16 protein-coding genes are annotated in these 18,999 nt (G+C 65.8%); 5 read left to right on the top strand and 11 right to left on the bottom strand.

Annotated elements, in window-relative coordinates; genetic code table 11:
• Position 1: 1 nt before the first annotated feature.
• From AC1DQK_RS09165 to AC1DQK_RS09120, 10 genes are all read right to left on the bottom strand, one after another.
• Complete coding sequence (locus tag AC1DQK_RS09165; protein WP_477869648.1) at positions 2-1,192, bottom strand: TIGR03087 family PEP-CTERM/XrtA system glycosyltransferase; 1,191 nt, start codon at positions 1,190-1,192, stop codon at positions 2-4.
• Positions 1,192-2,241, bottom strand: coding sequence for a FemAB family XrtA/PEP-CTERM system-associated protein (locus AC1DQK_RS09160; protein WP_477869646.1), 1,050 nt, complete (start codon positions 2,239-2,241; stop codon positions 1,192-1,194). Before AC1DQK_RS09160 ends, AC1DQK_RS09165 begins: the two co-directional genes overlap by 1 nt.
• 4 nt (positions 2,242-2,245) lie before the next feature.
• Positions 2,246-3,091 carry an XrtA system polysaccharide deacetylase gene (locus tag AC1DQK_RS09155; protein ID WP_477869894.1) on the bottom strand — a complete coding sequence of 282 codons (846 nt, stop codon included), beginning with the start codon at positions 3,089-3,091 and terminating at the stop codon, positions 2,246-2,248.
• Positions 3,092-3,098: 7 nt separating this feature from the next.
• Positions 3,099-4,682, bottom strand: a complete 1,584-nt coding sequence (locus AC1DQK_RS09150; RefSeq protein WP_477869644.1) for an ExeA family protein — start codon at positions 4,680-4,682, stop codon at positions 3,099-3,101.
• Between the two features lie 36 nt (positions 4,683-4,718).
• Positions 4,719-6,305, bottom strand: coding sequence for a porin family protein (locus AC1DQK_RS09145; protein WP_477869642.1), 1,587 nt, complete (start codon positions 6,303-6,305; stop codon positions 4,719-4,721).
• 20 nt (positions 6,306-6,325) lie between these two features.
• Positions 6,326-7,405 carry an AAA family ATPase gene (locus AC1DQK_RS09140; protein WP_477869640.1) on the bottom strand — a complete coding sequence of 360 codons (1,080 nt, stop codon included), beginning with the start codon at positions 7,403-7,405 and terminating at the stop codon, positions 6,326-6,328.
• 4 nt (positions 7,406-7,409) lie between these two features.
• On the bottom strand, positions 7,410-8,933 hold the full coding sequence (locus tag AC1DQK_RS09135) for an XrtA system polysaccharide chain length determinant (RefSeq protein ID WP_477869638.1): 1,524 nt from the start codon (positions 8,931-8,933) through the stop codon (positions 7,410-7,412).
• Positions 8,934-8,969: 36 nt separating this feature from the next.
• Positions 8,970-9,572, bottom strand: coding sequence for an XrtA/PEP-CTERM system exopolysaccharide export protein (locus AC1DQK_RS09130; RefSeq protein WP_477869892.1), 603 nt, complete (start codon positions 9,570-9,572; stop codon positions 8,970-8,972).
• Between the two features lie 145 nt (positions 9,573-9,717).
• The gene (locus AC1DQK_RS09125; RefSeq protein WP_477869636.1) at positions 9,718-10,959 is read right to left on the bottom strand and encodes a pyridoxal-dependent decarboxylase, exosortase A system-associated; all 1,242 of its coding nucleotides are present in this window, start codon (positions 10,957-10,959) and stop codon (positions 9,718-9,720) included.
• Positions 10,956-12,476: an acyl-CoA ligase (AMP-forming), exosortase A system-associated gene (locus tag AC1DQK_RS09120; RefSeq protein ID WP_477869634.1), complete on the bottom strand. Its 1,521-nt coding sequence runs from the start codon at positions 12,474-12,476 to the stop codon at positions 10,956-10,958. Before AC1DQK_RS09120 ends, AC1DQK_RS09125 begins: the two co-directional genes overlap by 4 nt.
• A gap of 96 nt (positions 12,477-12,572) precedes the next feature.
• Between AC1DQK_RS09120 and AC1DQK_RS09115 the strand changes: the two genes are divergently transcribed.
• A complete protein-coding gene (locus tag AC1DQK_RS09115; RefSeq protein WP_477869632.1) occupies positions 12,573-12,845 on the top strand; it encodes an acyl carrier protein in 273 nt (90 codons plus the stop codon).
• A 48-nt stretch (positions 12,846-12,893) separates the two neighbouring features.
• Here the strand turns inward: AC1DQK_RS09115 and trxB are convergent, their stop codons facing one another.
• Entirely contained in the window at positions 12,894-13,868 is a 975-nt protein-coding gene (trxB, locus tag AC1DQK_RS09110) for a thioredoxin-disulfide reductase (RefSeq protein ID WP_477869630.1), read from the bottom strand.
• A 126-nt stretch (positions 13,869-13,994) separates the two neighbouring features.
• Here trxB and AC1DQK_RS09105 point away from each other — a divergent pair, with 126 nt between their 5' ends.
• The 4 genes from AC1DQK_RS09105 (at position 13,995) to AC1DQK_RS09090 (ending at position 18,911) form a co-directional block, all read left to right on the top strand.
• On the top strand, positions 13,995-14,240 hold the full coding sequence (locus AC1DQK_RS09105; protein ID WP_477869628.1) for a hypothetical protein: 246 nt from the start codon (positions 13,995-13,997) through the stop codon (positions 14,238-14,240).
• 108 nt (positions 14,241-14,348) lie between these two features.
• Positions 14,349-16,874, top strand: a complete 2,526-nt coding sequence (locus AC1DQK_RS09100) for a TonB-dependent receptor (RefSeq protein WP_477869626.1) — start codon at positions 14,349-14,351, stop codon at positions 16,872-16,874.
• A gap of 116 nt (positions 16,875-16,990) precedes the next feature.
• Positions 16,991-17,698: a tetratricopeptide repeat protein gene (locus tag AC1DQK_RS09095; protein ID WP_477869624.1), complete on the top strand. Its 708-nt coding sequence runs from the start codon at positions 16,991-16,993 to the stop codon at positions 17,696-17,698.
• A 103-nt stretch (positions 17,699-17,801) separates the two neighbouring features.
• Positions 17,802-18,911 carry a methyl-accepting chemotaxis protein gene (locus tag AC1DQK_RS09090; RefSeq protein WP_477869622.1) on the top strand — a complete coding sequence of 370 codons (1,110 nt, stop codon included), beginning with the start codon at positions 17,802-17,804 and terminating at the stop codon, positions 18,909-18,911.
• The last annotated feature ends 88 nt before the right edge of the window (positions 18,912-18,999 follow it).

The following is an 18,999-nucleotide window of genomic DNA, read 5'->3' as shown; positions in this document are numbered from 1 at the left end:
TTCAGCCGATCCCCATCATCGGATCGAGTGCACTGAGCTGCGCATCCCATCCGTAGCGCAGGATCATGTGCGCGCGCGCCGCCGAGCCGAGCCTGTCGCCGGCGGCCGGATCCGAGATCAGCTGGCTGACGGCATTGGCCATGTCATAGCCATTGGCCACGATCAGGTGCTCGCCGGGAACGGCGTCGATCCCCTCGAAGGCCGCCGGCGACGCGACCACCGGCCGGGCCATCGCCATCGCCTCCAGCACCTTGTTCTGGATGCCGCGCGCGATTTCGAGCGGCGCGACCACCGCGGCTGCGGCGGCTATCCACGGCCGCACATCCGGCACTTCGCCGGTGACGATGACATTTTTGAGCTTTGCCAGTTCCCGGACCGCGGAGGTGGGATCGCGGCCGACGATCGCGAACAGCGTGGCCGGATGCTTGGCGCGGATCGCCGGAAAGGTCCGCCGCGCGAAATAGTCGACCGCCTCGACATTGGGGCGATAGTCCATCTGCCCGGTGAAAACGATCATCGGCTCGGCGCCGGCGACGCGCGGGAAGCCGGCCGGATCGAACTTGGCGGTATCGATACCATTGTCGAGCGCGCGGACATGGGACACCGCGAGGCCCGCCCGCCGGCGGAACAGCGCGGCCTCGGCCTCGCTGACGAACAGGTTGATGTCGGACCAGCGCCCGACATGATTTTCATATTGCGCGAGCAGGCGGCCCTCGCGCCGGTGGACCCAGCCCATCACGCCGCGCTCGGCGGCGCCATAGGTTGCGAATTTCTCTGAATCGACGTCGACGAAATCCATGATGAAGCGCCGCCCGCCACGTTCGTCGGGCACGAACTGCGCCATCTGGCCCGAATAGGCGAAGATTGTATCGATCGGCCGCTCGGCGAGGAGGTTGTCCACCGTGCGGCTGATGCGACCTGAGCCGAACGCCGTTACCGACACCGGGTCACCATGGACCAGCGCCTCGATGCCGGCCCGCAGTTTCGACTTCCGGCGCACCTCGACATGCAGCGAGGCGAGGATCGGCAGCAATTCCTTCGCCGCCTTCTTGTCCTCTTCGCTGTCGACGAAGCCGAGCAGGTGCACCGGCCGCCGCCGCGCGATATGGCGCAATATGTGAAAGCTGCGGATCCGGTCGCCGCGATCGGGCGGGAACGGTATCCGGTGGGCGAGAAACATCACTTCCGCCATCAACCTAGCCCCCGGGCGATCCAGGGTCCCAGATGATTGGCGACGGCCAGCGGCAGCCTTTGCCACAGGGCGACCTGCAGCCGGTAGCGCGGGTTCAGCGGATTGATCTCGCGCGGCTCCTGCCCATCGGCGGTGCGCGCGGCATAGGCGAGCGGCTCGGGCTCGAAGCCCCAATTCTTCTTGAAGGCGAAGGCGCCGGTGCCCAGTTTCGAGCGGCCGAAATCGAAGATCGTATAGCCGCGCCCGCGCGCGTGACCCATCAGCGCGAAATACATCATGTCGTTGGCGCGCCATGTCCGCGCGGCCCGGTTTCCACCACCCCAATAGGGCATCACCACGCCCTTGTGGTAGAGGCTGAGCACGCTCGACAGCGGCACTCCGTCATGGCTGACGGTCAGGATGTCCGCGTCTCCGCCGAAGGCATCGAGCACCGCATCGAACAGCGCGCGGGGGAAGACCGGCGTCCCGAGATTTCGGACGCTCTCCGCATAGACGGCATAATGGTCGGCGCGGTCCTGCCGGGCCGTGCCGATGCGGACCTGCAGGTCAAAGCCCTGCGCGCGGCGCACTTCGGCGCGCTGCTTGCGCGGGATCGCCAGCAGTTCGGCTTCGTCATCGCGCGCGAGAGGCCGGGTGAAACCGGCATAGATGCCGCGCTCGACATGCCAGCTACCGCCCGACGGCAGCGTCCCTCCGCGCAGTTCGAGCGAAGGGCAGCTCAGTCGTTCGGCGAGCGACCAGCCAGCCTCTGCCAGGGCATCCACCACGACCTGATCGTCACCGATCGGCCCACCGCCCACCGCGAAGCCCGCCGAGGCCAGCGCGCGGCCGAACAGCGGCGAATGGACCTCGCTGAGCGGCAGCAGGCCAGCGATGCCGCCGCCACGTTCCGCCAGAAGATAATGCGCTCTCTGCCCGCAGCCGCGCTCGACCGCGCGGCTCCAGGCCGGCCGGTGAAAGGCGCTGCCGCCGGGATGCGTCGCGACATAGGCATCGATCGCCCGCAGTTGCGCGTCGTCGGACAGGTCGGCACGTCGGATCCTGGTCATCGAGTCAGGCTGCCCGTGCCGCTTCGGCAGCAGCCACCGCGTCCACCCTGTCCCATCGGAAATCGTAGATCACCCGATCGAGCTTTCCTTCCATCGCCCCCAGTCGTGCATAATGTCGGATCTTCGACTTGAGCGGCGCCTCGGCGACGCGCGGCTGGCCAGGATCGATCTCCCAAGGGTGGAAATAAAAGATCGCGGGCCGTTGCTCGGCGTTCACCTGCCGGATCGCCCAGCGGGAAAAGGCATAGGGAAACAGCCGAAAAAATCCGCCGCCGCCGGCCGCGACGACACGGCACCGCAGGCGCGCAGTCGTCACCGGCAATTCGATCAGCGCACTGCCCTTCACCGGACGGAAGGCGAAGCGGGGCGCCTCGGGCCAGCCGTAATGATCGTGCACGACCGGCGCGACGCTCGACGAATAGGCATAGCCTTCCTCGGCGAGGATCTCGTGCGCCCAGGGCGTGCGCCGGTCGATCGAGAAGCTTGGCGCGCGATAGCCCGTCACCTTCTGGCCGCCCAGATCCTCGAGCACGGCACGGGTGCGGCGAATATCCTCGCGGAACTGGTCGGGGGTCATCGCGAAAACGCGGGCATGGTCCCAGCCGTGGCTGGCGAGTTCGTGGCCCGCGTCGACGATGCGGCGGATCAATCGGGGATGGCGCTGGGCAACCCAGCCGAGCGTGAAGAAGGTCGCCTTGACCGCGCCACGGCCGAACAGCGCGATCACCGCATCGCTGTTGCGCTCGACGCGCGGGGCCAGCCCATCCCACTCGTCGCGGCGGATGGTCTTCTCAAAGGCCCCCACCTGAAACCAGTCCTCGATATCGACCGAGAGGCCGTTGACCACCATGGCCCGGTCAGGCCGCATCCTGGTTGCCGCCGCTGCCACTCCCCTGCGGCCCCTGCGGCGTGCGCGGATCATTTTCAACAAGCTCGACGAGCAGCGACAAAGTTCGCCGCAGGATGGCCTCCTGATCGGCAAGCCGTGCCTCAAGCTCGGCATTGCGCGCGGCATAATCGATCGCCTCGCTCGCCGGCGGAGCGGCCGGAGACGGCGCGGCAGGCTGATAGGCTGGCGGCTGGTAGGCCGGCGGCTGGGGCGTGGGCGCGAAAGCCGCATAGGTCGGCTGCGGCGGCGGGACGAACGTCTCGTAGCTGGGCTCGGGCGGCGGCGCGGCCGGCCGATAGACCTGCGGCGGCGCTGGAGAATAGGGGAGCGGCCCGGGCGCAGGCTCAGGCGCGGGCACCTGCTCCACGGCGCGCAATTGTGGACGGGCGGGCGCGAGCGGCGGGGCCGGTGCCATCGCGTCGGGCGGCACGAAGCCGTCATAGCGCGGCGGCTGCTCGATCGCTGGCGGCGGGACATTGTCGGGCAGCGCAGCGAAGGGGTCGCCGTTCATCGCATATCGCGGCGCCGGCTCTTCCTCATCGAACGGCGCATAGCTGTCATAGGAAGACGGAGCCGGCGCGGCGGCCGGCGCTGGCATGGGCGAGGCCGGCACGGGCGATGCCGGTGCCGGTGCCGGAAAGGCGGGCACCGCCGCGCCCATGACCGACTGCCCGACCGGGAGATCGGGATAAGGCTGCGGCATGGCCTGGGCCAGCGGTTGCGGACCTGCGGCTGGCATGATGCTCTCGCTCGCCAGATCGGCGGCGACGTCCTCGACCACTTCGCCGTCGATGTCGGTCAGGCGCTCGATCGCTCCCTGCAGCATCACGCGCCCGGCCAGCATGTTGAGCCGCCGGGGGATGCCGCCGGACAGGCGGTGGAACGCGTCATAGGCGTCCTGGGTGAAGCGCGGCGTTCCCTTCCAGCCGGCACAGGCAAGCCGGTGCATGATATAGGGCGCGGCTTCGTCGGGATTCATCGCCGTGAGATGATGGGTGGCGATCACCCGCTGACGCAGCTGCTCGAAGCGCGGCTGTCCCAGCGCGTCGCGGAATTCGGGCTGGCCGAGCAGGAATATCTGGAGAAGCGCCTGACCGCCGAACTGAAAGTTCGACAACATGCGCAGTTCCTCGAGCGCCGACATCGGCAGGTTCTGCGCTTCATCGACGATCAGCAACGTGCGTTTGCCGCCGCGTGCCTGTTCGTGCAGGAAGCGTTCGATCCGGGCGAGAAGCTGACCCTTGGCGGCGACATCGGTCGCCACGCCCAGCGCCAGCGCGACGATCCGCAATATGTCCTCACCCTCGAGCTGCGTCGAGACGAGGTTGATCGCCGTCAGCCGCGCTCGATCGATCGTCGCCATCAGCCGGCCCACCAGCATGGTCTTGCCGGTGCCGACCTCGCCGGTGACGACGATGAAGCCCTCGCCCTGCGCCAGCCCATAGCCCAGATAGGTCATCGCCTTGCGGTGGGTCGCACTCTCGAAATAGAAGCGCGGATCGGGTGTGAGCTGAAACGGCCTGTCGCTCAGGCCGTAGGGATCATGGTCCAATTCGACCCTCCCGACCGGCGCGGAGACGGCGCGGCATCAAAACTGGTACTGCACGCCAAGCTGCGCACGACCCGATACATCGGCTGTAACCCCGTCTTGCTTCGAAGATTCGATCGCCAGGCTGGCTTGCGCCCTTATTCCCCGTCCGAACGTCCGATAGTAATTGCTGCTCAACGAACCAGACAGCACATCCGATGCTCCCACCTGGCCGTTCTTAAACAAATTGCCGGAAAAAGAAAAGGAGACGCCCGAATTTCGCGTCAACTGGCCGGTCAAGGAGACATCGCCGAAGAAGCTTTGATCAACCACGCCGTCCAGCGAAAAAAGCGTGCCGGGATCGTCGATATAGGTCCGCCGGGTGTAGCCCAGCGACGTGGCGACGCTCCACCTACGCATGCGATGGTTGAAGATCACGCTTGCGGCCCGCTCGTGATAGGTGCTGGCAGATGCCTGGCCAAGAGCACCGCCGATGCAGCGGCCCGTGCCCGGCGACTTGCCGAACAGGCAGTTCTGGTAGGAGCTGGTGGGATCGAGCGTTTGGCCGAGATCGAGATTGGCGGGCGCATCCGCAAGCCCGCCCGATACGCCCTGTCCGAAGCTCTCGATCCTGTCGGTCACGATAACCGTGACACCGCTCCGCTCGCTGGGGTGCATCTCCATCAGGCCCGTCACTGACAGCCCGCCATAGCGATAGCCGGCGCGCGCCTCGAACCGGGTGCGGCGGCTCGGCTTCCAGATGATGCCGGCATCGCCGATGAGACCGTCCATGTCATAGGTGAGCAGCCGGGGACTGGCGGGATCAACGACGAACCGTCCGCCCTTCCCGAGCACCGGCAGGCCGGTCAGCGGATCGACCAGCGCCCGGCGCTGCGAGGTGCGCGTTTGTTCATAGCCGCCGCTGGCCACCAGCGCGACGAAGTCGGTGATCGGTACCTTCACTTCGGCAGCCGTGCTGAAGGCGCGGAAATGCTGGGCCAGATTGCTGGTGTTCTCGCGCCGATATTGCGAACTGACGGACCAGTCGAACGGCAGCGAGCTGTTGTCCATGCCGAAATTCAGCGTGCCCTGCTGCGCCTTGCTATTGTCGAACCTGTCGGTCGGCAGGCCGGTCACGAGACCACCGGTCTGGCCGCTTTCATTCTGCGTATAGGCGTAGCGGTAGGTCGCCGAAACGCCGAGATCGCCGAAGCGATGGTTGATGCTCGGCTGGATGAAGGCCGAATAGGTCTGGGTGAGGTTCTTTGGATTGGCCGAATCGAATTGCGGGGCGGCGCCGCCTGCGGCGACCCGGCTGCGGGTGACGATAGCGCCGGTATCGACCGCCAACCATTCGTCGACGACATTGGCCTGCAAGCGCATTACGCCGTCCTGCGAGACGCTCTTGCTGATGTCGCCAATCTCGGGGATCCGGTAGCTCAGCCGATAGCTCGCCGAAGCGACGATCCGCCGGTTGTTGATCCGCGCCATCGCGCCGCCGGAGACCTCGGTATAGGTTACGTCGTCGCCACCGGCGCCGTTGAGCTGCATCTCGCCGAGCTGCTGCAGATCGAGAAACGCACCAAGCTCCGGGCGATCCGCATGGGCCGCGCCGCAAAAGACGCTCCCCGCGAGGAGGCCCAGCATGACTCGCGATGTAGGGCTGCTCATCGCGGCGCTTCGTAACCGTAGTAACTGCCGAAGCGGCGCGCGTTCGGCGCGAAGCGCGCGCCGTTGAGGAGAAGCTGAATCTCCTCGCAGCCGCCCAGCAGCAATACCGCGTCGCGCAACTCGGCTTCGCCGGTCCGGTCGGCGCGAACCACCAGCAGCACCTGTCCGACATGATAGGCGAGCACCGAAGCCGGCGACGCTGCAAGCGCAGGCGGACTGTCGAACAGGATGATGCGATTGGGCTTGGCCGACAGCCGCTCGATGATCGCGCGGGTGCGATCAGCGGCGATCAGCTCAGTCGCTTCATTGGTGTATTTCCCGGAAGGCAGGACCGACAGATTGCCCACATCGGTCTTGATGATCAGCGTTTCGACATCGATATCCGTATCGGCCAGCGCGTCCATCAGTCCCACCGGGCCATCGATGCCGAGGGTCGACAGCACCGTCGGCTTGGCGAAGTCTCCGTCGATCAGCAGGACCTCGATATCGCGTTCATTCGCCATCGAGAGCGCCAGGTTGACTGCGCAGAAAGTCTTGCCCTCATTGGCCTGCGCCGAGCAGATCAGGATGCGGCGGCCATTGGGCAGCGCGGTCGGCCCGATCGCGTTCAGCAGCAGCGTCCGCTTGACGATGCGGAACTCCTCGGCAAGCGCGGTGATCGCCGCATCGGGCATGACGAAGCCCTGGTCGATCAGGTCGGCGCGGTTCACCTTGGCCGTGCGGTAGACGATATCGGGCGAAGGCAGCGCCGCCGGCTCCCTGTCGGCGACCGGTGCGGCAGCCGACGGGGGCGCGGCATTGCCGCCACCGCCAAAGCCGAGCGTGACCGCCGAGAGTGGCGGCGCAGCGATTGTCGCCACGTCAGCTTCCGGCAACGCCGCCGGCATGGGCGTCGGTGCCACCGGCGGGTTCAGCGGTACGTCGACGACCGTGCCCGCGGCGATGCCGTCCGGCATTACGACCCGGGCACGAAGCACCGCTTCGAAGTCGTACACGGACCCAGCCCGCTCGATCAGCGAACCGCGCCCCCGACGCTTCTTGGGAGGCTGTTTGCCCGTGTCGTCCCGCCCGTCCATGCGATCAGGATACCATGATATGCTTAACGAATTCGATCAGCATCAGCAGCATGAACATCCCCGGCAAGCCGGCGGCAGCCGACGAAAACCACATCATCTGCTTGCGGCGGACAGCACGCGTCTCGGCGGTGATGACCTCCGAAATCGATCCAAGCACCGGCAGGCCGCTGGACTTGGCGAGCTGCTGGGTGGTCGTAAAGACGTTCGACAGCTGGCTCTTGGCGAAGGCAACACCCGAACCGACCGCCACCCCGGCGATCAGCACGGCTGTCAGCAACATCGTCCGGTTCGGGGCCGCCGGCTGGTTCGGCAACGACGGCTGGTCGATCACTCGGAACCGCACGCCATCGGTCTTGCCCGTGGCATCCGCCCGCAGCTTGGCGGATTCTCGCTGGGTGAGCAGCTTGTTGTACTGATCGCGCAGCACATCATAGTCGCGGTCGAGGCGGGACTGGTCGATCATCTGTCCCGGCGCAGTCAGCTGGCGCTGGGCGATCAGGTTGACCGCTGACTCCAGCTGGCTCTTGCGCGCGACCAGCGCCGACACATTGCCCTGGCGCTCCGCCTGCATGGACTTGATCGAGACATAGACGGGGTTGGGCGCCATCGGCACCGACGCGTTGCCGCCGCGCGCCTTTTCCGCGCGGAGCTGCGCCAGCTGCGCGCGTATCGCGATCACGTCGGGGTGCTTTTCGGTCCAGCCGCGCGATATCGCCTCCGACAGCTGGCCCTGCAGCTGGCCAATCCGCTGGTCGAGCGAGTCGATGCCGCCGACCGAGCCCGCCGGAATGCTAGCCGGCGTCGCCGCGAGCTGCCCGTTCATCGCGGCGAGCGATCCCTGCGCCGACATCAGGTTGGAATCGATCGTAGCGAGTTCGTTGCGCGCCGCATCCATCCGCTGGTCGAGCGTCCCCGAGCCGGGCAGCGACCCCATCGTCTGCTGGGTGATCAGCGCCCGTTGGCGATCGACATCCGCCAACTCCTTGGCGCGCCGCGCCAGTTCGGCGTCGAGAAAGGTCAGCGTCTCGCTGTTGCTCGTCCTGCTGCCGACCAGATTCTCGGAAACGAAGATATCGATCAGTTTCTGGGTGACGTTACGGGCGATATAGGCCGTCTGCTGCTCGGATACGCCCTTCAGGCTGATGCGTGTCTTGATCTCGAGCAGGTCTTCGCCCTGCGCGGTGATCGAGATTCCGCTCCGCAGTGCGCCGATCAGCGACATCGCCTCGGACGCGGTCAACGGCCGCTCCCCGTTCGAGACGCTGCGCACGACCCGTTTCAATATCTCGGTCGAGGTCAGCGATTGGCGGACGCGATCGATTCCCTTCTGGACGTCGCCCTCGCTGCCGTCGCCGAGCAGTGACTTGACCTGCACCGAAATCCGCGCGCTGCTTTCATAGGCGGCGGGCACGCGCATCACCATCACCCAGCCGACCATGCAGAAAGCCCAGGCAACGGCGAGCGCCAGCCAACGCATCCGCCAGATGGCATAGAGCGCAATCCTGATCTCGGTGTAGATCGCTTCCATCGATTAGCCTGCCGCCCCCACGGTCATCCGATCGGCCTAGAAGGCACTCTCGGGGATGATGATAACATCGCCCGGTTGCAGCTTCACATTAGCCTTGATGTCGCCGCGCTTCAGCAGGCTGTCGATCCGCAGCTTGAACTCCTGCTGCTGATTGGTCGCCGGATCGTGCCGGACCAGTTTCGCCCGGTTGCCCGCGGCATATTCGGACAGTCCGCCGACCGCGATCATCGCATCGAGCAAGGTCATGTCCGAGCGATAGGCGACCGATGCCGGCTTTTCCGCTGCGCCGACGATCCTGATCTGCTGGGCGAAAGTGCCCGAGAAATTGTTGATGATCACCGATACAATCGGATCCTTGATGTAGGTCGACAGCGCGTCGCGGATGTCGTCGGACAGCTTTGCCGGGGTTTTCCCGACCGCAACCATGTCGCTGATCAGCGGCAGGGTGATCCTCCCGTCAGGACGGACCTGAACCGATGCACCGAGCTCGGGATTGCGCCAGACGAACACGGTCAGCGCGTCGAGCGGCCCGATCGTATAGTCCTCACCCGGCATCGCGCCGGAGGGCACGAAGGGCGCAGGCGGCAGCTCTTTCTCGGCGGCGTGGACGGGTCCGGCAAAGATCATGCCTGCGAGCATGACCGCTCCCGCCAGCTTCCTCATCGCAGCACCGAACGCCATCTTACTTCCTCCAGGGCAAACGCGCCCGTCAGCGGACTTCCGCGCGCCCGCTATACGCCAAGCATGTCCTCATAAACATAAACGATGAACATATGCTTAGGAATCACACGATTTCAGTTCCGTCTATGGTTAATTCGCGCGCCGGCGGATGACCGAGGAAAGCCTGCGGGCTCGCCGTAGCGCCATAGGCGCCGGCAAGGAACAGCGCGACGACATCGCCGACCTCGGCCGGCGGCAAACCGACATGGTCGCCCAGCCGGTCGAGCGGCGTACAAAGGCACCCCACCACCGACACCTCCTCGACCGCAGCCGGCAGGGGATTTTTTACCAGTGAAATCGGATAGTTACGCCTCACGACAGTGCCGAAGTTGCCGCTCGCCGCCAGCTGATGATGCAGGCCGCCATCGACGATCAGGAAGATTTCGCCATGGCTGAGCTTCCTGTCGACGATGCGGGTCAGATAGACTCCCGCCTCGCCGACCAACCAGCGGCCGAGTTCGATTGTAAATTCTGTGTCGGACAGGATCGGCGGCCGTTCGCCGAGCTCACGTGCCAGAGCCTTGCCCACGATATGTTCGTCGAGAGCGGTATCTGTCGCGAAATAGGGAATCCCGAAGCCGCCGCCGAGATTGACATGCGGTGGCGGAACGCCGCTTTCCTCTCCGATTCGACCGGCCAATGCGATGGAAGAACGCTGCGCCTCGACGATCGCTTCGGCATCGAGCGCCTGCGAGCCGGCGAAGATATGGAGGCCGCGATAGTCCGCGCCGGCCGTCGCAATGCGATGTACGATGGCTGCGGCCTGATCCGCATCCACCCCGAACGGCTTGGCGCCGCCGCCCATCTTCATGCCCGAGCCCTTCAGCTCGAAATCGGGATTGATGCGCAGCGCCAACCGCGGCGTCCGTCCGATCCCCCGGCCGATCGCGATCGCCCGCTCGGCTTCACCGGCGGATTCAAGGTTGAGCGTGATTCCCGCCTCAATCGCCATGGCCAGTTCGCGGTCACGCTTGCCTGGCCCCGCAAAGGATATGCGCAACGGATCCATCCCGGCCTCGAGCGCGACCTGCGCCTCCCCCGCCGAGGCCACGTCGATACCGTCGACCAAGGCGGCGATCGACGCCACCAGCGGCGGATGGGGATTGGCCTTGACCGCATAATGAAGCGACACGCCTGGAAAAGCGGCGCGAAAGCGGGCGATACGCGCCCGAACGACTGCCAGGTCATAGACGAACAGCGGAGTGTCGCCGGCAAGCCCGACCCAGTCCGCAGCTGTGCGGCCGCCGATCATCAGTTCGCCATCGCGCCAGCCATAGTCGGCCGGGATCGGGCCCATTGCCTTCATGCCCCCGCCTCCATCTTCAGCGCGGCCCGGTCAAGCTTGCCGTTGGCGTTGCGCGGCAGTTCGTCGCGCCAGATCACCCGTGCAGGCTGCATGAAGCCCGGCAGGTTACGCCTTAACCAGTCGGAAAGGCGCTGTTCGGCGCCCTCCCCCACAGGCCGCGCATAAAGCAGGATCGCCTGCCCGAGCCGCTCATCGGCGATGCCCAGCGCCACCGCCTCGGCCGCCGCGCCGCTGGCAATCGCCGCCTCCTCGATTTCGGTGGGACTGATGCGCGTGCCCATGCTCTTGATCATCTCGTCGTCGCGGCCGACGAAACGCAGCAGGCCGCCAGCATCGCGCACCACAGTGTCGCCGGACCAGACCGCCATCCCCCCATAGCGCGATGCGGCGGGCGCGGGCCGGAAGCGTTCGGCGGTCCGCTCCGCATCGCGCCAATAGCCTTGCGCCACCAGCGGCCCGGCATGGACGAGTTCGCCGGCCTCGCCATCGTCCGCCACGCTGCCGTCGGCGCGGACGACCAGAACCTCGGCGAACGGGATGGCGGATCCGATTGAATCGGGATGGCGGTCGATCAGCCCCGGATCCAGATAGGTCGAGCGAAATGCCTCGGTGAGGCCATACATCGAGAACAGCCCGGCCTGCGGGAACAGCATGCGCAGCCGGCGCACCAGCGGCACGCTCATCCGTCCGCCGGTATTGGTGAGCCGCCGGATCGGCGCGATGCTCTCCGCCGGCCAATCGGCTTCGGCAACCTGTATCCACAGCGGCGGCACCCCGGCCAGGGTGGTGATCCCATGCCGCGCGACGGCGCGGACGACATCGCGCGGAGTGAGATAGTCGAGCGGATAGACGCAGCCGCCCGCCGCCCATGTGGAGAGCAGCTGGTTCTGGCCATAGTCGAAGCTGAGCGGCAGGACGGCCAGGGTGCGGTCATCGGGGGCGAGGCCGAGATAATCCGCGACACTGATCGCGCCCAGCGACAGATTGGCATGGCTTAGCATCACCCCTTTCGGCCGGCCGGTCGAACCCGATGTGTAGAGGATCGCCACGAGCTCGTCGGGATCGGCCGATGACGGCGGCAAGGACGCCGCCGTGTCGAGCAGCGCGGCGGCGTCGGCCAGCTCGTCCAGCAGGGTGCAGCCTTCGGGCCAGTCGCCCTGCTCGAGCGTTGCGATCCGCCCCTGCCCGGCGATCAGCAGCCGCGCACCGCTGTCGGCGAGGATATGGGCTACCTGGCCATGTTTGAGCAGGGGATTGATCGGCACATGCACGAGCCCCGCGCGCGCCGCGGCCAGCGGCAACAGGCAGGCAAGCCGGTTCTTGGCAACCCAGCTGGCGACGCGGTCGCCCGGCTCCAGGCCCCAGGCGCGCAGCCCTGCCGCGAGAGCGCCCACGGCGCGGTCGAGGCCGGCGTGATCGAGCGCGCCCGACCGGTCGACAAGGGCGGGGGCATCGCGCGCACCGATCAGCGCAAGATGGTCGAGCGGGCGGGGAGTGGGATCGAGTTCAGTGGGCATCGGTACAACAGCTAGCTTATTTCGCACGCCAATCCTTGTCCGGATTGCGCGATCCGTCTAGTTGGACCGCGTCCGAGGACTGGAGGGGCTTGATAGGTGGGCGTGACCGATCCTGATGTCACTGGGGATGTGGTGCGCGCGGTGCTCGTCGACGTGCTCGCGCTGGACGCGCGCCGCGTCGCCGGGTTCACCGCGGAGACCGCGCTGTTCGGTGCGCTGCCCGAACTCGACTCCATGGCCGTTGCCGGGCTGCTCACCGAGCTGGAGGACCGGCTTCACATCATCATCGACGACGACGAGGTCGACGGGGAGATGCTTGAAAGCTTCGGCGCGCTGGTCGCCTTCGTCCGGGGCAAGGCGAAAGGCTGACGCGGCACATCCTCGCTGCCCCTCCCTCGCAAGGAAGGGGAGCCTGGCTCAAGCCGCCTTGGCGTCGGCCTTCGATTCGAAGTCCGCCTCCGCGAGAAAGCGCTCGGCATCGAGCGCCGCCATGCAGCCGGTGCCCGCCGCCGTGACGGCCTGCCGGTAGAGCTTGTCCGATACGTCGCCGCAGCCGAACACGCCGGGCACATTCGTCCGGGTGCCACCCTTCTCGACGATCAGATAGCCGTCCTCGTCCAATTCCAGATGGCCGCGGAACAGCTCGGTCGAGGGATGGTGCCCGATGGCCACGAAACCGCCATCGACCGCCAGGCTCGACGGCTCGCCGGTCTCGCTGTCCTTCAGCGCGATGGCGACCAGGCCCTGATTGCCCTCGCCGCCGACGAAGCGCTCGACCTGCTTGTTCCACAGCACCTTCACATTGGGATGCGCGAACAGCCGTTCCTGCAGGATCTTCTCGGCGCGCAGCGAATCGCGGCGATGGATCAGCGTCACGTCCTGGCTGTGGTTGGTCAGGTACAATGCCTCCTCGACCGCGGTGTTGCCGCCGCCGATCACCGCGACCTTCTTGCCGCGATAGAAGAAGCCGTCGCAGGTCGCGCAGGCCGACACGCCCTTGCCGCCCAGCTCCTGCTCTCCGTCGATGCCCAGCCACTTGGCCTGCGCGCCGGTCGCGATCACCAGCGTGTCGCAGACATAGAGCGTGCCGCCGTCGCCGCGCAGGCGGAAGGGCCGCTCGCTCAGGTCGACATCGACGATCATGTCCCAGATCATGGTCGCCCCGACATGCTCGGCCTGCGCCCGCATCTCTTCCATCAGCCACGGCCCCTGGATCACGTCGCGGAAGCCGGGGTAATTCTCGACATCGGTGGTGATGGTGAGCTGGCCGCCGGGCTGCAGCCCCTGCACCACGATCGGCGCGAGCCCGGCGCGCGCGCCATAGATCGCGGCGGACAGGCCGGCCGGGCCCGATCCGAGGATCAGCATGCGGGTCGAGTGAGTGGCGGTCATAGGCGCTGGCGCTCCGGGATTCGGGTTAGAGTGTCAGGAATTCAGATAGGGGTGCATGGACCAGCTTGGCAACCGCCCCCGCTTTACCAGCCCTTAGCTTTCGGTCGTTACGGAACTCGAAAATCTATGCAGTGCTATAGGCGGGATTGGCGGGCCATGAAAATTCGACGACTGCGCAGCCTTCGAGGGCAGGAATGCGGCAAAGCGGCGCTGAAACTGGTGTTTTGCAGTTGCCTGCTCGCCATTGCCCTGGCCACCTCGTCGCCGGCGTTCCAGGCGAATCCGCTGCTCGGCAAGACGGTGAGCGACATCCGGCAGCATTTGCCCGCGACATTCCAGAAGATCACGGAAGCGATGGGTGGGCGAGGCTGAAGCCTATCGCTAAATGCGAATTATTATCAAAAAGCGGTTGACACTCTTGCGAGTGATTATCAATAGCTCCCTCATGAACAGCGGAATAGCCGCCATGAGAGGAATATTATGTCATCGACCAACCGACCGACAACCCACACCCCGGCCTTCCTCGCGCTAGGCTGCATCGGCTTCATCGCCTCCGCACCGGCGCTGGCGCAGGACAGCGGCCAGCCCGCCGGCGGCGAGAAGCGGCTCGGCGGAATGACGGTGACCGACACCGCGATCGACGAGGAGGGCTATAAGGGCGAGCGCGTCGAGAGCCCCAAGGCAGTTGCCCCGCTGCTCGATACGCCACGCTCGATCGTGGTCGTCGACAAGCAGGTCATCAAGGACACCGGCGCGGCGACCCTGGTCGACGCGCTGCGCACCGTTCCCGGGATAACCTTCGGCGCGGCCGAAGGCGGCAATCCGATCGGCGACCGGCCCTTCATCCGGGGCTTCGACAGCCAGGGTTCGACCTATCTCGACGGCGTCCGCGACATCGGCGCGCAAACCCGCGAGATCTTCGCGGTCGAGCAGATCCAGGTGGTACGCGGTTCGGACTCCACACTCGGGGGCCGGGGCAGCGCCGGCGGTTCGCTCAACGTGATCTCCAAGCTCCCCGAGCGCGAAACATTCTTCGCCGGGTCGGGGAGCTACGGCACCGACGATTACAAGCGGATCACCGGCGATGTGAATTATCGCCTGTCGGACAGCATCGCCGTCCGACTGAACGCGATGTGGCACGATCAGGACGTCGCGGGCCGCGACGCTATTTACCAGAAGCGCTGGGGCATCGCGCCGTCGGTGACGATCGGCATGGACGGGCCGACCAGGCTGACGCTCAGCTATTATCACCTCGACACCGACGAGCTGCCCGACAGCGGCCTGCCCTTCCTCTATGCCTGCTCGGCCACGATCTGCAACGCGCCCTTGGGCAACACGATCACGACGCCTGCGCTGGGGAATGTCACGACCGCCAGCGGCGTCACCGGCCATATCGGCCGGGACACCTTCTACGGCCTCAAGAACCGCGACTTCCGCGACAGCAAGACCGATCAGGCGACCATGCGCATCGAGCATGACTTCGGCACGGTGAAGCTGCGCAACACCTCGCGCTTCAGCCATACGTCGCAAGCCTACAGCTTCCTGCTGCCCGACGATTCAACTGGCAACGTCTTCGGCAATCCGGCCAACCTGGCAGGACAGCCCGGTGGACAGGTCTGGCGCCGCGCCAACACCCGCTTCGGCAGCACCGATGCCGTCATCAACCAGACCGATCTGTACGGCACGGTCGAAACCGGCGCGATCAAGCACAGCTTCGCGATCGGCGGCGAGCTGAGCTGGGAACGCGCCGAGCGCGGCGCCCTAGTCCTCTCTACCGGGTCGTCCATCAATCCCCGCTGCTCAACGCTGGCGGTCGCGCGCTATTATTGCACGAGCCTGTTCAACCCGGACCCGAACGATCCGTGGATCAACTATTCCAACGACACCGCGACCGGCGTTCCCACGCCGATCGCCCGCGCGGCGCCGGCCGCCCGAACGATCAACCATGGCAATACCCGGGCGCTCTACGCCTTCGACTCGATTACGTTGACCGAGCAGCTGATCATCAACCTCGGCGCGCGCTACGACCGTTTCGCCTCGCGCACGCTGCTGCCGATTTTCGCTGGCCAACGCCCGGAAATCCGTCGAACCGACAATATCTTTAATTGGCAGGCGGGAGCGATCTTCAAACCGACGCCAGACACCAGCGTCTACGCATCCTACGCGACCGCAGCGACACCCCCGAACAGCCTGATCGGCGAAGGCCAGGAACAGAACGGCCTCGGCACCATCGCCAATACGGTCACGCCGGCACAGGCTGCAACGGCGATAGCCGCACTCAAGGACGCCGCGAAGAACGCGCTAAAGGTCGAGAAGACCAAATCTTTCGAAATCGGCGCCAAGGCCGATCTGTTCGGGGGTGGACTATCGCTGACCGCCGCAGGCTTCCAGACCAAGACCAAGAATGCCCGCGTGACCAGTGATGCCAATACCGCCGCCTATATCGGCGAGCGGCGCATTCGCGGTATCGAGTTGGGTTTCAACGGCAACATCACCGACGAATGGAACGTCTTCGGCGGCTACACCTATCTCGACGCCAAAGTCATCAACGGCGGCTTCACGACACTGACCGCTGCCGCCGTTCCCGGTCAGGATGCGAAGCCGTTTGCGGTGCCCTCGGCGATGACCGGCAAGCGGTTCCCGCAGACCGCCAAGCACAGCTTCACATTGTGGACCAACTATAAGGTCACCGAGGCCTTGTCGGTCGGCGGCGGTGCCTTCTATTCGAGCAAGGTGTTCGGCGGTTATGGCGACGACCGCCGCGCGACCCAGACGAGCGCCGGCGTGATAACGGTGACGCCGATAACCCGGACTCTGGCCCGCGCGGTGCCGAGCTACTGGCGCTTCGACGCGCGGCTCAGCTACAAGATCAACGACAATATCGATCTGGCGGTCAACGTCCAGAACCTGACCAACAAGACCTATTTCAGCCAGGTCTACACCTCGCATTATGCGACGATCGCGCCCGGCCGCTCGGCCTTCGCGACACTCAGCTTCAAATATTGAGGCCGCCTTCCAACCGTCACCCCGGCGGAGGCCGGGGTCTCGGGAGACTGGGCGCTATTCTCCCGAGATTCCGGCCTTCGCCGGAATGACGCAGAAGATCGGATGAAGCAGTCGTCATGACCGAAGCCCTCACCATCGAAGCGATCATGGCCATGTCGGCCGAGGAGGTCGCCCGCCGTCTCTCCGGCCCGCCCGAGCAGCGCGCCGCCTTCGTGGCGGTCGCGGCCGAGGGTGGCATCGCCGAGGCGCAGGCTGTCTATGGCCAGATGCTGCTCGACGGCGCGGGTGTCGCCGCCGACCCGAGGGCGGCGGTCGGCTGGTTCGACAAGGCGGCGCGCCAGGGCCACGCCATGGCGATCAACATGATGGGCCGCTGCTATGATCTCGGCTGGGGCGTGGCGGTCGACAAAGCGCGCGCCGCCCAATGGTTCAAGGCGGCCGCCGACCGTGGGCTGGACTGGGGCCTCTATAATTATGCGACCGCGCTGGCACTGGGCGAAGGCGTGGCCGAGGACAAACCCGCCGCGCTTGCTCTGTTCCGCCGCGCGGCGGCGATGGGCAATGCCAAGGCGATGAACTTTGTCGGCAGCTTCCACGAGGATGGCTGGGTGGTCGAGCGCGACCTGGCCGAGGCGGCACGCTGGTATCAGCGCGCGGCGGAGGGCGGCGATTTCCGGGGCCGCTTCAATCATGCCCGCATGCTGGCCGACGCCGGCCGGATCGACGAGGCGCGGGCCTGGCTCGCGCGGGTGCCTGAAACGGCGACGCCGGCGTTCCTGGAGAAGCTTGAGACCTGGCTCGAGAGCCGCCCGGCGCTGCGGTAGCGCAAGCCCAGTATCCCATATTTGCGCCCCGGTGCTGGGCCGCAATGCTCCGATTGCACGCGCCTTCACCCGCCCTTAACCATCTTTTGCTACATATGCGCCGATGGATTTCCCAGTAATCGATCCGCCGTCCCGACCGGCTCTGGCACGCGAGCGCGATGCGTTTGCCGCAATCTGCCGATCCCAGGCCGTCATGGAATTGGGACCGGACGGCACCATCCTGTGGTGCAACCAGCTCTTCCTCGATATCATGGGATATGCGCTCACCGACATCGTCGGACGTCATCACAGCATGTTCTGCAGCGCGGGCTATGCGCAGAGCGTCGACTATCGCCGCTTCTGGGAGAAGCTCGCCGGCGGGTCCTTCGATGGCGGCGAGTATAGGCGGATCGGCCGGGGCGGCCGCGAGCTACGGCTGCAGGCGACATATAATCCGATTATCGGCGACGATGGCCGGCTCGAGTGCATCCTGAAGATCGCATCCGACATCACCGCCACGAAGAAACGCAACGCCGATTTCGAAGGCACTGTGAAGGCGATCCTGCGATCGCAGGCCGTGATCGAGTTCAAGCTCGATGGCGTCATCATCTGCGCCAACGAGAATTTCCTGAACATCTTCGGATATGACGAGCGTGACCTCATCGGGCAGCATCATAGCCTGCTCTGCTCGAGCGACCTCGTCGGCTCCGAGGAATATCGCCAGTTCTGGCATCGGCTGGGACGCGGCGAATATCAGGCAGGCCGCTATCGGCGCCGGGCCAGTGATGGCAGCGACATATGGATCCAGGCCACCTATAATCCCGTGCTCGATGCCGATGGCCGCCCCTGGAAGATCATCAAATTCGCCAGCGACGTCTCGGACCAGGTTCGGCACGAACGCGAGGTTCGTGATCGGCTGGAGGAGAGCGACGGCTTCCGCGACGATCTGGAGCAGCGCGGCGACGAGCTTCAGAGCATGATCGGCGAGGTCTCGAAGATCATCGCCGTCATCAACGGCATTGCCGCCCACACGAATCTTCTGGCGATCAACGCGACAATCGAGGCCGCACGGGCGGGCGAGGCGGGTCGCGGATTTGCCGTGGTGGCAAGCGAAGTGAAGAAGCTCGCCAGCGATACCAAATCGGCCACCGAACGTGCCACGAGCATGATGGCCAAGCGCGTCGGACGTGTCGGCGCTGGAAGCGATAACATCGCCCATTTCGATCGCGGCTGACAGGATCGGGCAGGCGGCTACCCAGGCGCCCTTCCGCTCCGGGCTTATGGCGACGCCACGCCGATGAAATGGGCGACATTGCTCGGTT

The organism is Rhizorhabdus sp. P4_G5, from assembly GCF_056401065.1.
This window is presented reverse-complemented; position numbering and strand designations above follow the sequence as displayed.

Coding starts and splice junctions, on each gene's coding strand:
- AC1DQK_RS09165 (WP_477869648.1), bottom strand. CDS start 1,192: ATGGCGGAAGTGATGTTTCTCGCCCACCGGATACCGTTCCCGCCCGAT.
- AC1DQK_RS09160 (WP_477869646.1), bottom strand. CDS start 2,241: ATGACCAGGATCCGACGTGCCGACCTGTCCGACGACGCGCAACTGCGG.
- AC1DQK_RS09155 (WP_477869894.1), bottom strand. CDS start 3,091: ATGGTGGTCAACGGCCTCTCGGTCGATATCGAGGACTGGTTTCAGGTG.
- AC1DQK_RS09145 (WP_477869642.1), bottom strand. CDS start 6,305: ATGCTGGGCCTCCTCGCGGGGAGCGTCTTTTGCGGCGCGGCCCATGCG.
- AC1DQK_RS09140 (WP_477869640.1), bottom strand. CDS start 7,405: ATGGACGGGCGGGACGACACGGGCAAACAGCCTCCCAAGAAGCGTCGG.
- AC1DQK_RS09135 (WP_477869638.1), bottom strand. CDS start 8,933: ATGGAAGCGATCTACACCGAGATCAGGATTGCGCTCTATGCCATCTGG.
- AC1DQK_RS09130 (WP_477869892.1), bottom strand. CDS start 9,572: ATGCTCGCAGGCATGATCTTTGCCGGACCCGTCCACGCCGCCGAGAAA.
- AC1DQK_RS09125 (WP_477869636.1), bottom strand. CDS start 10,959: ATGAAGGCAATGGGCCCGATCCCGGCCGACTATGGCTGGCGCGATGGC.
- AC1DQK_RS09120 (WP_477869634.1), bottom strand. CDS start 12,476: ATGCCCACTGAACTCGATCCCACTCCCCGCCCGCTCGACCATCTTGCG.
- trxB (WP_477869630.1), bottom strand. CDS start 13,868: ATGACCGCCACTCACTCGACCCGCATGCTGATCCTCGGATCGGGCCCG.
- AC1DQK_RS09105 (WP_477869628.1), top strand. CDS start 13,995: ATGCAGTGCTATAGGCGGGATTGGCGGGCCATGAAAATTCGACGACTG.
- AC1DQK_RS09100 (WP_477869626.1), top strand. CDS start 14,349: ATGTCATCGACCAACCGACCGACAACCCACACCCCGGCCTTCCTCGCG.
- AC1DQK_RS09095 (WP_477869624.1), top strand. CDS start 16,991: ATGACCGAAGCCCTCACCATCGAAGCGATCATGGCCATGTCGGCCGAG.
- AC1DQK_RS09090 (WP_477869622.1), top strand. CDS start 17,802: ATGGATTTCCCAGTAATCGATCCGCCGTCCCGACCGGCTCTGGCACGC.